At 53.1% G+C, this 14,847-nt stretch carries 9 protein-coding genes; 7 read left to right on the forward strand and 2 right to left on the reverse strand.

The window, feature by feature from the left end:
- From lptB to npr, 6 genes are all read left to right on the forward strand, one after another.
- A complete protein-coding gene (gene lptB, locus RAC60_RS05585) occupies window positions 1–726 on the forward strand; it encodes an LPS export ABC transporter ATP-binding protein (protein WP_006121735.1) in 726 nt (241 codons plus the stop codon).
- Between the two features lie 48 nt (window positions 727–774).
- Window positions 775–2,211 carry an RNA polymerase factor sigma-54 gene (gene rpoN / locus RAC60_RS05590; protein ID WP_033739167.1) on the forward strand — a complete coding sequence of 479 codons (1,437 nt, stop codon included), beginning with the start codon at window positions 775–777 and terminating at the stop codon, window positions 2,209–2,211.
- An 18-nt stretch (window positions 2,212–2,229) separates the two neighbouring features.
- Window positions 2,230–2,517 carry a ribosome hibernation promoting factor gene (gene hpf / locus RAC60_RS05595; RefSeq protein WP_006121733.1) on the forward strand — a complete coding sequence of 96 codons (288 nt, stop codon included), beginning with the start codon at window positions 2,230–2,232 and terminating at the stop codon, window positions 2,515–2,517.
- A 152-nt stretch (window positions 2,518–2,669) separates the two neighbouring features.
- Complete coding sequence (ptsN, locus tag RAC60_RS05600; RefSeq protein WP_033739256.1) at window positions 2,670–3,149, forward strand: PTS IIA-like nitrogen regulatory protein PtsN; 480 nt, start codon at window positions 2,670–2,672, stop codon at window positions 3,147–3,149.
- Between the two features lie 49 nt (window positions 3,150–3,198).
- Window positions 3,199–4,053, forward strand: a complete 855-nt coding sequence (gene rapZ / locus RAC60_RS05605; RefSeq protein ID WP_006121731.1) for an RNase adapter RapZ — start codon at window positions 3,199–3,201, stop codon at window positions 4,051–4,053.
- Window positions 4,050–4,322: a PTS phosphocarrier protein NPr gene (gene npr / locus RAC60_RS05610; protein ID WP_006121730.1), complete on the forward strand. Its 273-nt coding sequence runs from the start codon at window positions 4,050–4,052 to the stop codon at window positions 4,320–4,322. The genes rapZ and npr overlap by 4 nt, the downstream gene beginning before the upstream one ends.
- A 2-nt stretch (window positions 4,323–4,324) precedes the next feature.
- Here the strand turns inward: npr and mtgA are convergent, their stop codons facing one another.
- On the reverse strand, window positions 4,325–5,044 hold the full coding sequence (gene mtgA / locus RAC60_RS05615) for a monofunctional biosynthetic peptidoglycan transglycosylase (protein WP_205957192.1): 720 nt from the start codon (window positions 5,042–5,044) through the stop codon (window positions 4,325–4,327).
- A gap of 873 nt (window positions 5,045–5,917) precedes the next feature.
- Complete coding sequence (arcB, locus tag RAC60_RS05620) at window positions 5,918–8,254, reverse strand: aerobic respiration two-component sensor histidine kinase ArcB (RefSeq protein ID WP_039338901.1); 2,337 nt, start codon at window positions 8,252–8,254, stop codon at window positions 5,918–5,920.
- A gap of 892 nt (window positions 8,255–9,146) precedes the next feature.
- On the opposite strand from arcB, the gene RAC60_RS05625 reads away from it, so the two are divergent.
- On the forward strand, window positions 9,147–14,678 hold the full coding sequence (locus RAC60_RS05625; RefSeq protein WP_375092886.1) for a glutamate synthase-related protein: 5,532 nt from the start codon (window positions 9,147–9,149) through the stop codon (window positions 14,676–14,678).
- The last annotated feature ends 169 nt before the right edge of the window (window positions 14,679–14,847 follow it).

Genomic DNA, 14,847 nt, shown 5'->3' on the forward strand with positions numbered 1-14,847 from the left:
ATGGCCACATTAATCGCAGAGAACCTGGCGAAGGCGTACAAAGGCCGTCGCGTGGTTGAAGACGTCAGTCTGCAGGTAAAATCCGGTGAAATCGTCGGCCTGCTCGGCCCAAACGGTGCCGGTAAAACCACCACCTTCTATATGGTGGTCGGGATTGTTCCGCGCGATGCGGGCCGCATTGTCATCGACGATGAAGACATCAGTATTCTGCCGCTCCACGCGCGTGCGCGTCGCGGTATCGGCTACCTGCCCCAGGAAGCGTCAATCTTCCGGCGTCTGAGCGTTTACGACAACCTGATGGCCGTGCTGCAAATTCGTGATGATTTAACCGAAGAACAGCGACAGGATCGGGCGAATGAGCTCATGGATGAGTTCCATATTGCACATCTGCGCGACAATATGGGACAGTCACTGTCGGGCGGTGAACGTCGCCGTGTGGAAATTGCCCGTGCGCTGGCCGCAAATCCCAAATTCATTCTGCTGGATGAGCCTTTTGCCGGTGTTGACCCGATTTCCGTTATTGATATCAAAAAGATTATTGAACATCTGCGCGACAGTGGGCTTGGCGTGTTAATCACTGACCACAACGTGCGTGAAACGCTGGCGGTCTGTGAACGGGCCTATATTGTCAGCCAGGGCAACCTGATTGCTCACGGTACGCCGAATGAAGTCCTTGCAGATGAGCAGGTTAAACGTGTTTATTTGGGTGAAGAGTTCAGACTCTGATAAGGTGTCGTTAATACTGATGGTTACCCGGGAATATTCATCCTGTCTATGAAGCAAGGTTTACAACTCCGGCTCAGCCAGCAACTGGCGATGACCCCACAACTGCAACAGGCGATACGTCTGTTGCAGCTTTCTACGCTTGAACTTCAGCAAGAGCTACAGCTGGCCCTGGAAAGTAATCCCCTGCTTGAACAGACTGAACAGCATGAAGAAATAGATGCAAAAGAGTATCAGGAAGGCGAAGCGGGACTTGATACGCGTGAAGCGCTGGAACAAAAGGATATGCCCGAAGAGCTGCCGCTCGACGCGACCTGGGATGAAATCTATACCGCGGGAACGCCATCAGGAACCGGTACGGACTATCAGGATGACGAACTGCCCATCTACCAGGGCGAAACCACCCAGTCGCTGCAAGATTATCTGATGTGGCAGGTTGAGCTGACGCCGTTTAGCGATACCGATCGGGCGATCGCAACGTCTATCGTCGATGCCATTGACGATACGGGTTATCTTACCGTTTCGCTTGAAGACATTCTCGACAGTATCGGCGACGATGAGCTGGAAATGGACGAAGTTGAGGCCGTTTTAAAGCGCATTCAACATTTTGATCCGATCGGCGTAGGTGCACGTGATTTGCGTGATTGCCTGCTGGTACAGTTGTCGCAGTATGCGCCTGAAACGCCAACGCTCTCTGAAGCCCGCCTGATCGTCAGCCATCATCTTGATCTGCTGGCTAACCATGATTTCCGCAGCCTGATGCGCGTCACGCGTTTAAAGGAAGACGTACTGAAAGAGGCAATGCTGCTGATTCAGTCGCTCGATCCACGTCCGGGCCAGTCGATCAACACTGGCGAGCCTGAATACGTTATTCCTGATGTGCTGGTCCGTAAAGTTGCGACGCGCTGGACGGTAGAACTTAATACCGACAGTCTGCCGCGGCTTAAAATCAACCAGCACTATGCCGCCATGGGCGGTGCTGCGCGTAATGACAGTGACAGTCAGTTTATCCGCAGTAATTTGCAGGAGGCGCGCTGGCTGATCAAAAGTCTGGAAAGTCGCAATGAGACGCTGTTAAAAGTCTCACGCTGCATTGTTGAACAGCAACAGGCCTTTTTTGAGCAGGGCGAAGAGTTTATGCGTCCGATGGTGCTGGCCGATATTGCCCAGGCGGTGGATATGCATGAATCCACGATTTCCCGCGTCACCACGCAAAAATATCTTCACAGCCCGCGTGGCATTTTTGAACTGAAGTATTTTTTCTCCAGTCATGTTAATACTGAAGGAGGAGGCGAAGCCTCATCTACTGCGATACGGGCACTGGTAAAAAAATTAATCTCGGCGGAAAATCCCGCTAAGCCCTTGAGTGACAGTAAACTGACCTCCATGTTATCTGATCAAGGGATCATAGTGGCACGTCGTACCGTTGCAAAATATCGAGAGTCTTTGTCCATACCGCCTTCAAACCAACGTAAGCAGTTGGTTTAACAGAGAGAAGGAAGACCTATGCAGCTGAACCTTACCGGGCAAAATGTTGAAATCACCGAGCCACTGCGTGAATTCGTCACGGCGAAATTTGCCAAACTGGAACACTACTTTGATCATATCAACCAGGTATATGTTGTCCTGAACGTTGAGAAGGTGACACAGGTTGCTGATGCCACATTGCACGTTAACGGGGGCGAGCTGCACGCCACATCGGAAGCGGAAGATATGTATGCGGCAATTGACGGGCTGATTGACAAGCTGGCCCGTCAACTGACCAAATATAAAGACAAGTTAAAAAAACACTAACCTTCACGCTGGCAGGCGCGCCGGGCGCGCAGAGCTGAAAGGATGGGGCGGATTAACCGCCCCGTTTTGTCATCTGTGCCAGCGCCATGATTCCGCTACGTGATTACCGCGTACCGGTTTACTGGCTAAGTGAACTCGCAAGTGAAACGAAAATGAACAATGATTTAACACTGGAACTGAGCACAGTGCTTTCGCCAGACTGCACCCGCAGCAGCGTACACTGCCAAAGCAAAAAACGGGCGCTGGAAATTATCAGTGAACTGGCCGCTAAGCAGCTCAACCTGCCGCATCAAACGCTGTTTGAAGCGATACTGACCCGCGAGCGCATGGGAAGTACCGGTATTGGCAACGGTATTGCCATCCCGCATGGCAAGCTGGAGGAGGATACGTTACGTGCCGTCGGTGTCTTTATCAGCCTTGAGCAACCCATCGCATTTGATGCCGTGGATAATCAGCCTGTCGATCTCCTTTTTGCGCTCCTCGTGCCCGCGGACCAGTGTAAAACTCACTTACATACACTGTCGTTAGTCGCCAAACGGCTGGCGGATAAAACGGTTTGCCGCCGTCTGCGTGCTGCGCAGAGCGATGAAGAGCTGTATGCCATCATTACCGAAGAACAAACAGAGCAATAAAGCGCGTGATTTACCGGCGTGAGCCGGCTTTAAAACGGGAGAGAAGGTCATGGTGCTGATGATCGTCAGCGGTCGGTCAGGCTCAGGAAAATCAGTGGCGCTGCGCGCGCTGGAAGACATGGGTTTTTACTGCGTGGATAACCTGCCGGTCGTGTTGTTGCCTCAGCTGGCAGAATCACTGGTTGAGCGCAATATCTCAGCGGCGGTGAGTATCGATGTGCGTAACATGCCTGAGTCGCCTGAAATTTTTGAAACCGCGCTCAATAATCTGCCTTCCGGATTCTCGCCCCAGTTGCTGTTTCTTGATGCCGACCGCAATACGCTGATCCGCCGTTACAGTGATACGCGTCGCCTCCATCCCCTGTCCAGCAAAAATCTGTCGCTGGAAAGCGCGATTGATGAAGAGAGTGACCTGCTCGAGCCGCTGCGCTCGCGTGCCGATTTGATCATTGATACGTCAGAGATGTCGGTGCATGAACTGGCTGAGATGTTGCGTACCCGTTTACTGGGTAAACGCGAGCGGGAGCTGACTATGGTGTTTGAGTCGTTTGGCTTCAAACATGGTATTCCTATTGATGCGGACTACGTCTTTGACGTGCGTTTCCTGCCCAATCCACACTGGGATCCCAAACTGCGCCCGATGACGGGGCTGGATCGTCCCGTCGCGGCTTTTCTGGATCGTCATACCGAAGTCCATAACTTCATTTATCAGACACGCAGTTATCTGGAACTCTGGCTGCCCATGCTGGAAACGAACAACCGCAGCTATCTCACCGTGGCGATTGGTTGCACCGGTGGCAAACACCGCTCGGTGTATATTGCTGAACAGCTCGCTGATTATTTCCGCTCGCGGGGTAAAAATGTACAGTCCCGTCATCGCACACTGGAAAAACGTAAATCATGACCGTTAAGCAAACCGTGGAAATCAGAAACAAGCTGGGCATGCATGCACGCCCCGCCATGAAGCTGTTTGAACTGGTGCAAAGTTTCGATGCCGAAGTGCTGTTACGCAACGAGGCCGGCACAGAAGCCGAAGCCAGCAGCGTTATCGCGTTGCTGATGCTGGATTCCGCCAAGGGCGGCCATATTGAGATCGAAGCCAGCGGCCCCCAGGAAACTGACGCGCTGGCCGCCGTCATTGAACTCTTCGAAGCCGGTTTCGACGAAGAGTAACGTCAGTCCAGATGATTGCGCTGCAGGAAGCCCTCTCCTCCCAGTTGGCGCATCTGTCGGAGTATCCATTGCTGGCGCTGACGCACATAGCCTGACGGCGCGTCGGCACGAAAGCGCAGCGGGTTAGGTAAAACGGCCGCCAGTAACGCCGCTTCTGACATGGTTAAGCGACTGGCAGGCTTGTTGAAAAAACGCCGGGACGCCGCCTCAACACCAAAGGTCCCTTTACCAAACTCCGCGATATTCAGGTAAACCGTTAAGATCCGGCGTTTAGTCCAAACGGTTTCCAGGCCGACCGTCAGACCCGCTTCCAGTCCTTTACGCATCCAGCTACGTCCATCCCACAAAAACAGATTTTTAGCCGTTTGCTGTGACAGCGTTGACGCACCGCGCATCCGGTTATCATCGCTGTCCAGTACAGATTGAATGGCTGCCACATCAAAGCCCCAGTGGTGAGGAAAGTTTTGATCTTCCGACGCGATAACGGCCAGCCTTATCCAGGGCGACATCGCCTGTGTCCCCACCCAATCCGAGTGTGAGATGTAGCTGAAATCGCCACGCAGCCAGGCACCGATTTGGCGTTCAGCCATCACGGCAGAGAAAGGCACCGGGAGAAAGGAAAAAAGTAAAATACCTGCCAGCCACAGCCCTGCCCAAATCAGCAGAATGCGCAGCACAATGCGCTTTACACCCTGCCAAAGCTTCCCTTTATGCTTACTCATACAATCGTCTCATCATTATGTCGTTTTTTAATTAATTTCAGGTGTAATCACCCCTGATGATAAAAAGCGTTCCTGAAAAATTCGCCGTCCGGGCCTGTCACCTTTATGATATGGCAAAGAAAATGCATCTGCGATGCAACAATAGTATGAATGAGTTCAATAAGTTCCCTTAAAAAGGAATCGGTTCCATTTGCGAAGTCTCACACCATTCCTTGTAGGGCGATGAGACTAATTCGTGATAATTGCAGCCATCAATGTTTCATAAAACTTATATTTTATTTCGGGCGCGTCTGAACACAGGGTGCAGCAATGCGGCAGGCATTAACGTACTTATGGCATTTCTTCACCGCAATACATGTTTTTTTATTAATACGTTTCCCCAAACATTACAAACTTTTCTATTGATAAAACCTTTTAAGCACCAGGGCGGATGACGTTTTCCGAAACGTTTTGGACCTTCCTGACCCGATCCTTTCATTATTCTTTATTATCATAAGCTTATAGCCAATTTAGTTCGCATCAGTGACGAATCATTTGTGTTAAGAGGCTTAACACAGGCTTTGTTAACAAATTTGGGTTAAACCCGTACAAAAAACAGAACTTTTGTTCAAAAAACAACCAATGTAACGGTAAAATTGATTCCTTTCTTGACTATGTTGGCAAATTAATGTTTCCTGTATTTAAACGCTGTTCAACATCACAAATTTTAATGAATCTTGTCACAAGCTAATTCGAATTTGATAAGGTGTTGCGTGTGTTAACCAATACCCGTTGTTGCCTTGAAAAACACTAAGCATAGCAGCAGCGACTTTTTCCCTGGTGTTGGCGCAGTATTAGCGCACCCCGGCCTCGGCTGGGGTCATTTTTTTTGGATCACCGCTGTTTCTCAGCCACCCACTCGCGCAATATCTGCACATCGTGCCGCCATTCACGCTTCAGCTCTTCCACCCATTCGCCCACGTTATCCCACCAGGCCGGTAATTCTGGGCTTTGAATTTGTTTCGCGATCTGTTGCAGATGCTGTAAGCCAACGGACCCTGCGGCACCTTTGATTTTATGGCCCTCTTCAGCAATGCCTTTTTCGTCGCGTGCCATCAGGTTGGAGTCCAGTACATCGAGGTAGCCCGGCATCATCTGTTCGAAGATGGTCAGGCTTTGCGTAATCAGACCGGGTCCCACCAGCTCCAGATACTGTTCAAGCATTGGAATGTCCAGCAAGGTATCGGACTGACGACTGCCCGGCGTCATAACGGCCTGATCATCGTTTCCGGGTTGGTCATCCCAAAACTTTTTGATGATGGCCGTTAGCGCAGGTACGGCAAGCGGTTTACTGAGCACATCGTCCATGCCCGCATCAAAATACTCTTTTTTATCTTTCAATACGTTGGCGGTTAAGGCAACCAGCGGCGGCAAATGCGCATCAGGATACCGTTGACGAATGGCACGCGACACGTCCATGCCGGTCATATCCGGTAACTGAATATCCAGTAGCACCAAATCGAACTCCAGCGGGTCAAACATCTCAAGCGCTGCTTGCCCCGTCATGGCAACGTCAACGCTGCATCCCAGTTTTTCCAGAACCGAGCGTGCCACAATGACGTTCAGCTCAATGTCTTCCACCAACAGCACGTGCAGGGCCGGAAGCGGCAGCGTATCGTCAACGCCTTCATCTTCCACTTCCTCGGCAATACGCGGCGCTTTAATCACCACGGTAAAACAGGAGCCCTGGCCCGGTGCACTACTGACGCTGATATCCCCGCCCATCGCCTGCGCCAGACGGCGGGAGACCGCCAGGCCGATACCGGTTCCGGTTGCCGGTTTGCCGCCATGCTGATCGGTAACCTGATAATACATGGCAAAAATTTTGTCCTGCTCTTCCTCGCGAATGCCCTGCCCGGAATCCTGTACCTCAAAGCGCAGCGTTTCATCCTGTTCATAGGCAATACGCACGATGATTTCACCCTGCTGAGTAAACTTCACGGCATTGCCGATCAGGTTCCACAGGATCTGCCGTAGTCGTGTACCATCCGTTGAGATTTTATGGGGCAGCGGTAACTGCGGGGCCATGACAAACTTCAGGCCTTTTGGCTGCGCCAGCAAGCCAGAGAGATTCTCCAGATCGGCCAGGAAACTGGTGAAATCCAGCGGCTGGTTGTCCAGCTGTACCTTGCGTCGCTCGATTTTGTCCACTTCGATGACGTCGTTAAAGATATTGCCCAAGGTGATGGCAGAGACATGGATGGTTTTCAGGTACTTGAGCTGCTCCTGATTCAGATCGGTATCCAGCAAAATGCGGCTCAGACCGACAATGCCGTTAAGCGGCGTACGAAGCTCGTGGCTGATCGTAGAGATAAAGGTGGTCTTTTCCCGGCTCGCGTTCTCCAGCGCGTCCTGATAGCGTTTACGTTCGGTTATATCGCGGCCAAAGCCCATCAGGCCGCTGCGCTTACCGACCCGGTCATAATAAGGCACTTTACGAATTTCAAAACAGGCTTTCCGCCCATCGGGATACTGCAGCCACTGCTCATAGGTGAGCGAGACGTTATGACGAAAGACTTTTTCATCGGTTTCCAACACTTTAGTCGCCGTGTCATTGTCATAAATATCATGTGGCGTGAGCCCGATAAGCTGTTTTTCACTTTTACCGGTCAGCAGCTCCATGGCGCGGTTACAGCCTGAGAACTGCTTGTCGATATTGCGATAAAAGACCAGATCTGGCGATGCATCCAGAAAAGAGCGCAGGAAAGACGACTGTTGTTCCAGCTCTATTTGCGCCTGCTCGCGCCGCGCCACCTCTTCGCGTAGCTTAGCCATGACCTGCTCACGTGCCTGCTCCGCTTTTTTACGATCGGCAATTTCCTGATTGAGTCGGGAAATGGTCTCTTTCATCTGCTGATTCAGCTCAAGATCGCGCGTACGCATTTCTTCCAGCTTATCCACCAGCCTGGCAAGACGCTGGCGTGACTCTTCCAGCTGATCGACCACCACGGAAAGAAAATAAACCGCCCAGGGCGTGATCAACAGACCGAAAAAGACCGATCGCACCATATCGATACTTTCGACATGACCACGCAGTACCATGGTCACCGCCATCTGCACAATCATGGCCAGCACGACCAGTGCAGACGCCAGCAGCAGCGAAAAACGGATCAGGCCAAGCTTGACCATTAAATCAACATAATATTGCGCCAGCAGGCGAATCTGTTTCATAAACACTCCCTGGGTGAGAACAGCCACATGATAGCGTATTTATGTCACCGTCGTCTTAGTGCATCCGGCGAGATCGCGACCGTCATGCACTTATATGGTGCAAAACGCCGTTGCTTCGCCGACGTTTGCCCCATTATTGCTAAAACCCTTGACTAATTGTGCTAACTCAATGAATCTGTAGGGCCGTCTGCTAAACAGGCGCGCGTATCCAACCTCTTCTTTTCCGTCTGACAAGGCTTTATTGTCACGACGCCCTGTTTTTCATGCATAGCCATTCACATTATTCGAAGTTTTAAGCAGCGCGACCTGATTAATTTTACTAATCACATGCCCTTTATTGATTCAAATTTGCTGCTATAAGAAAAACAGATACATCCTGCGCTTCCACTGCCTGTAGCAGCATTTGATGCTGTTTAGTACCCTGTCGCCAGCATACTTCAGCGATTTCACGCCACTGGCACAGTGATAGAGTTCACATTTCCCTCTCTACCGCTTAATGAAAAACTGACACAATTTAGACACAAAAGCATAATAAATTCATTTGGTTATCGACATAAAGACGTGATTAAACTGTGTCAGGCTCGCTATTTGACCTTGATTCGCTTTCCCGATAAGTTGGAATTCCGCTGAAAGCTTTCATGATGGGCAAGCGTCACGGCATATCTATGCAACATGACGCCCGCATGGTTTGAGTCATCTCCTTTCGAGAACGGAAACACCACGCGCTACACATCCACGGACTTATCCTCCTGCCGATGAAAAGTGCGTAAAACGAAATCGCGCAGGCTGTCAGGCGCGGGAATAAAAGAATGCGCGCTGGGAAGAGTGTTTAACCAAGCTCAGTGCCTGAAACAATGCAGGTAATGTCAAAAGCAGTTTAAGGAGACCCTCAATGTCCACTAAAAAACCTGAATCCTATGGCTTATATAACCCAGCAGCAGGAAGTGACAGCTGTGGTGTAGGTTTCATTACCCGTAAGGACGGCGAGCAGACCCACGACATTCTGCGTATGGCGCACAGTGCACTCTGCACGGTTCCGCACCGTGGTGGCATGTCCGCTGAAGGCGTGGGTGATGGCGCGGGTGTCAACGTCGATCTTTCACTGCACTTTTTCCGTAAAATTACCGGTCAGGCGCTGGAAGCCGGTCGCTTTGGCGTGGGTAACTTCTTCGTTCCTAAAGATGCTGAACTGCGTGCCAATGCGGAGCGCCTGGTAGAAGATACGCTGCGTCATTTTAATCTGCCGGTGATCATGAAACGCGAAATGCCGCTGGATAACAGCGTGACGCGTCCAGCCGCTGTCCAGTTTCAGTTGCCCATCGTGCAATGGATTTTTGCTGCGCCTCAGGATGTCAGCCACCAGAACGATTTTGAAAAACGGATTTATCGCGCCCTGCTGGCGATTGAGGCAGAGGCCTTTACGAAAAGTGAGTTTGGCGGTTTGTATCCGCTGTCGCTTTCGTCCCGTACCCAGGTATTCAAAGCCCGTCTGAATTCCAATGAGGTCATTCCTTATTTCAAAGATCTGACCGATCCCGATCATCAGGTCCGTGGGCTGTTTTTCCATACCCGCTTCTCAACCAATACCGATCCGCACACCACTATGGCGCAACCTTTCCGGTTAATGGCCCATAACGGTGAGCTGAATACCGATCGTAAAAACCGGATTGCTGAATCCGCGCTGGCCTCTGCGCGTGGAAAAACTATCGTTCGCCCGAAAGGTCAGTCAGACAGTTCCCGTCTTGACCAGAGCATTCACAGCCGCCTGATGGAAGACGATCTCGACTTAATCACCGCCGTAGTGTCGATGATGCCACCTGCATGGGAAAATGACACCGCGCTCTCTCCGGCGGTGCGTGACATGCTGGAATATTTCTCACTCTATGAAGAGAAGAACGACGGCCCTGCGGCGTTGATCTTTGGTAATGGGGAAGTGATTGGCGCACGTCTTGACCGTCTGGGTCTTCGTCCACTGCGTTCGGTTGAAACCGCCGAGTATATTGGTGCCATGTCGGAAGCCGGCCAGATTGCCTTTCCCCCGGAAAGCGTACTGCGCCGTGGTCGTATCGAAGCCGGCGGCATGCTCTATTTTGATCATCGCGAAAAACGCAGCTATACCACGCATGAAGCGCTGGAAAAGCTGGCTGCGGAAAAAGATTACGCTGCACTGCTCGGCAAATCTCGTGTCGATCTCAATGAGTTGCCTGTCATCCCTGCTGAGAAACAAGGGTCGCCTCTGCGCTATCGCGGCGATCTGAAAACCTATCAGCGCTTTGTGGCTTACTACTATAACCAGGAAAGCTTCAAATTCATGATGGACCCGATGCTGAACACCGGGGCCGAGAAAATCTCTGCTATGGGTTACGGCAACGCGATCAATGGTCTGTCCGATCACGAAGGCGGCATGGCGCACTACTTTTCGCAGCGTTTTGCACAGGTCACTAACCCACCGCTGGACTCCATCCGTGAAGCGGACGGTATGACGCTGCGCGTGGCACTGGGAGCCAAACCGCACCTGGGACGCAGTAAAGGCCGTCAGATTATTGTGCCGACGCCTATTCTGACGCACCTGGACATGCTACAGCTGCGCGAACAGAACGTCGCACCTTATGCCCGTTTTGACATGCTGTACGAACCTGTCACCGGCAAAGACCTGCTCAGCCGTACGGCCAACGCCACTGCGCTGGAGAAGGCGATTGACGATCTGGCTCAGCAGGTCGTGGATTTCGCGCGTTCCCAGGGCGGGATCGCCGTCCTGACCGACCGCCACATCTCGTCCACCCATGCCGCCCTGCCCATGCTGTTGGTGGTTTCTGCGGTGAACCAGCGCCTGGTCCAGGAAGGATTACGTCTTGACGTGTCCCTGGTGGTGGAGAGTGGGCAGATTATCTCGTCGCATCACATTGCCGCGACGCTGGGCTTTGGTGCCTCTGCTGTCTATCCGCTCGGCGTACAGATGCGTGCCGAAGAGAAATTCGGTGAAGGTGAAGAAGGCAATAAAGCCTTTAAACGCTATGCCAAAGCCGCCGAAAAGGCCCTGATGAAGACCATGGGTAAAGTAGGCCTGTGTACCGTTGAAAGCTACAGTAGCGGTGAGTTCTTTGAACCTAACTTCCTTAACACTGACGATCCGGTACTGAAGAAGTATTTCCCGAATATCAAAACGCCTGTTGGTGGCGCGGGCTTTGCCACCATCGCGCAAATGGCAGTGGACTGGCATCAAAGCGCGCTGAAAATTCAGGGCGAATCAGAAGTGCCATTACTGGGGCTGTTTAAAGAGCGCGCAGAGGGCGCAGGCCACTCCTACGGCACCATTGCCGTGCGTACCTTTATTGATATGACGGAAGAGCCGATTCGCTTTGCGGACAAAGCGCGCGAAGAGGACAATTTCATTCGTCTGATGACGCTGGCCCGTCTGGATAATGCGTTTGGCATCAAGCCTGACACGTTCAAGGACAGCAGCTTTGAGCGCATTCCTGATGACGTGATGAATAACTTTGCCATCACAGCCGATTACCGTCAGTTCTCCAGCCTGATGTATGAAGAGCGTAAACGCCGCCCTGCTGCGCTGCGTGACATTCTGGCCTTCCCGGCCGATCTGACGCATATCGACAGCGAAGCGGAATTCCGCCGTAAACTGGGCCGTTATTCGCTGACCAACAACGGATTTGCTACTCGCGGCCTGGAATGCGAGGCCATCGAAGGCAGCCCGAACACCTTTATGCTGCGGCTGACCGATGCCATCGCCGGGCTGAAGCCGGAAAGCGAACGTCTGCTGAATCTGTCACGGGCTCTGAAAGCCCGCTTCAGTGACGAAATCGAATCGGCGGACGTGGTCGCAGGCGGCCTGAAAATCACCGCCGTAGGTAAAGCTGCCGACTATCTGTCGCGCATTTTTACTGCGCTGCCCTCACTGCCGTTAAGCGAAATTCAGCCTGCCTGTGAAATCACTCGTACTTTCGCCTCCGGGGCGATGAGTCACGGCGCGCTGGTGGCACCGGCACATGAAGCTGTCGCACATGGCACCAACATGGTCGGCGGCATGAGCAACTGCGGGGAAGGCGGCGAGCACTATTCCCGTCATGGCACTATCCGTGCGTCCCGTATCAAGCAGCTGGCGTCAGGTCGTTTCGGCGTCTGGGCGGCGTACCTGGCCGATCCGATGCTGGAAGAGCTGGAGATCAAAATTGGTCAGGGTGCAAAACCTGGCGAAGGTGGCCAGTTGCCTGCGGCGAAAGTCACCGTCGAAATCGCGGCGGCACGTGGCGGCACACCGGGCGTTGAGCTGGTCTCGCCACCACCGCACCACGACACCTACTCTATCGAAGATTTGGCCCAGCTGATTCACGACTGCAAAGCGGCGCGTGTTCGCGTCATTGTGAAGCTGGTGTCCTCTGAAGGGATTGGCACCATTGCCGTGGGCGTAGCGAAAGCCGGTGCTGACGTTATTAACGTCGCCGGTAACACGGGCGGTACGGGCGCCGCCTCGGTGACCAGTCTGAAATATACCGGTCGCGTCGCGGAAATCGGCATTGCCGAAGTTCATCAGGCGCTGTGTGCGAACGGCCTGCGCGACAAAGTCCTGCTGCGCTGTTCAGGTGCACAGCAGACAGGCAGCGACGTGGTGAAATCCGCGCTGCTGGGCGGTGACAGCTTTGAATTCGGTACGACTGCGCTGATGATGCTGAAATGCGTGATGGCAAAGAACTGTAACGTCAAATGCCCCGCAGGGTTAACCACGAATGCTGAAGCCTTTGATGGCGATCCGCGTCAGCTCGCACAGTATTTCCTGAATGTGGCGCACGAAGTCCGCGAAATCCTGGCGCGTATGGGCCTGCGCTCGCTGCGTGAAGCCCGTGGGCGCGCTGACCTGCTCCATTTGATGGATCACCCGCTGGAAGTCGGCAAGCTGGATCTGCGCGCCATGCTCACCGTGGTGCCAGAGCTGAAAATCGACAAGCCGGTTTATCTGGAAAAAGATTTTGAGCTGGATGATGGCTGGGTAGAAGAACTCAACCAGCAACTGGTGACAGCGGGCAAGACATCGCTGCAGTTAGGTCACGATGTCGTCCTGAACAACCGCAATAAAAGCGTGGGCGGTCAGTTGGCGATCGATATCGAGCGCATGCTGAATCATACCCTGACAGCAGAGCAACTGCAGGCGATGCCCTCTGTGCTGCAGGACGATCGCGGTCGTCGCTATCTGGCGCCGGCCACGGTGCATATTACAACCACCGGCTCAGCCGGTCAGTCCTTCGGTGCCTTCTGCAATGACGGCATGCTGATGCAACATCGTGGCACCTGCAACGATGGCGTGGGCAAAGGCCAGTGCGGCGGCGAGCTGGTGGTGTTATCACCGGGCGGCGGCGCACAGGACAGCGATGGCAACGTCCTGATCGGTAACTTTGCTCTGTTCGGCGCAACGGGCGGCCGCCTGTTCGTGCAGGGCCAGGCCGGTGACCGCTTCGCAGTGCGTAACTCTGGCGCCACTGCGGTAGTGGAAGGCGTCGGTGACTTCTGTTGCGAATACATGACCAACGGTGCCGTGTTGAACCTGGGCACCTTTGGTAAAGGCTTCGGTAACGGCATGAGCGGCGGCTTTGCTTACCAGTACGATCCGTACGGCTCCCTGGCTAACCATGCAGCGGGCGATTCCGTTCTGTTTGGTTCCATTGCCGATGCCGATGAGCTGGCACAGATTCATAAGCAGGCCGTGCTGACCATGCTGAACTGGCATCTGGACGCCACGCAGTCACCACGTGCGGCCTGGCTGCTGGAGCACTGGGAAACCGAATGTCAGCACTTCGTGTATGTAATGCCGCGCTCTCTGCTGCTGTATCAGGATGGCGGTGAAATCCTGAAGGCGAAATCCCGTAAGGATTTGCTGGAAGAACTCTCAACCGCGCTGGCAGCGCATCAGGTCGCAAAATTCAAAGCCGCGTGGCGTGAGGGCAAAACCATTGCAGACGGTGCCGTACCGGCTTATGGCGCGACAGATACGGTCGAGATGTTTGTATTGCTCAATAACTACACCGTATTGAGCTTCGCGCAGCAGCTGGCTCTCGGCAAGTTACCGAAAGGCACCCACGTTGAGGATCCGGCGGTCGAGAAAGCGGTTCGTAATTTACTGATGACAGAGGACTTTTCGCTGGTCAGTAAACTGCAGCGCCATGCGCGGGCAGCCATTGAGAACTACAGCGACAGCGAATTAGCCAGCCTGATCGGTTCAAAACGCATGTCCGATTACAAAGCGGCACTGACGCAACGCAACATCCGTTCCATGGACAGCCTGGCCACCTATGGCTGGATCATGTATCAGGATGCCTGCAACCGTGAAATCCTTGGTCGTCTGCCTGATTTTGAAGAGTTGTTTGCACGTGCGGCATTACCTGAAATTGCGGCGGCGGTAGGGAAACTGGCCTGACAGCCGCGTCTGTAAACTGAACTGTGTTTAATCATGATTACCCGGAGGGTTTCGCGGTACCGGGCGGAGGTCAATCCCGAGCCTCTCTGTGGCAGACGGCCGCTGAGAGGACGGGTTTCGCCACACTCACGGCGGTGCGAAACATGATGGTTAAGAGCGGGATTGAGTA

Source organism: Pantoea sp. BR_17 (assembly GCF_041955125.1).
GTDB lineage: Bacteria > Pseudomonadota > Gammaproteobacteria > Enterobacterales > Enterobacteriaceae > Pantoea > Pantoea stewartii.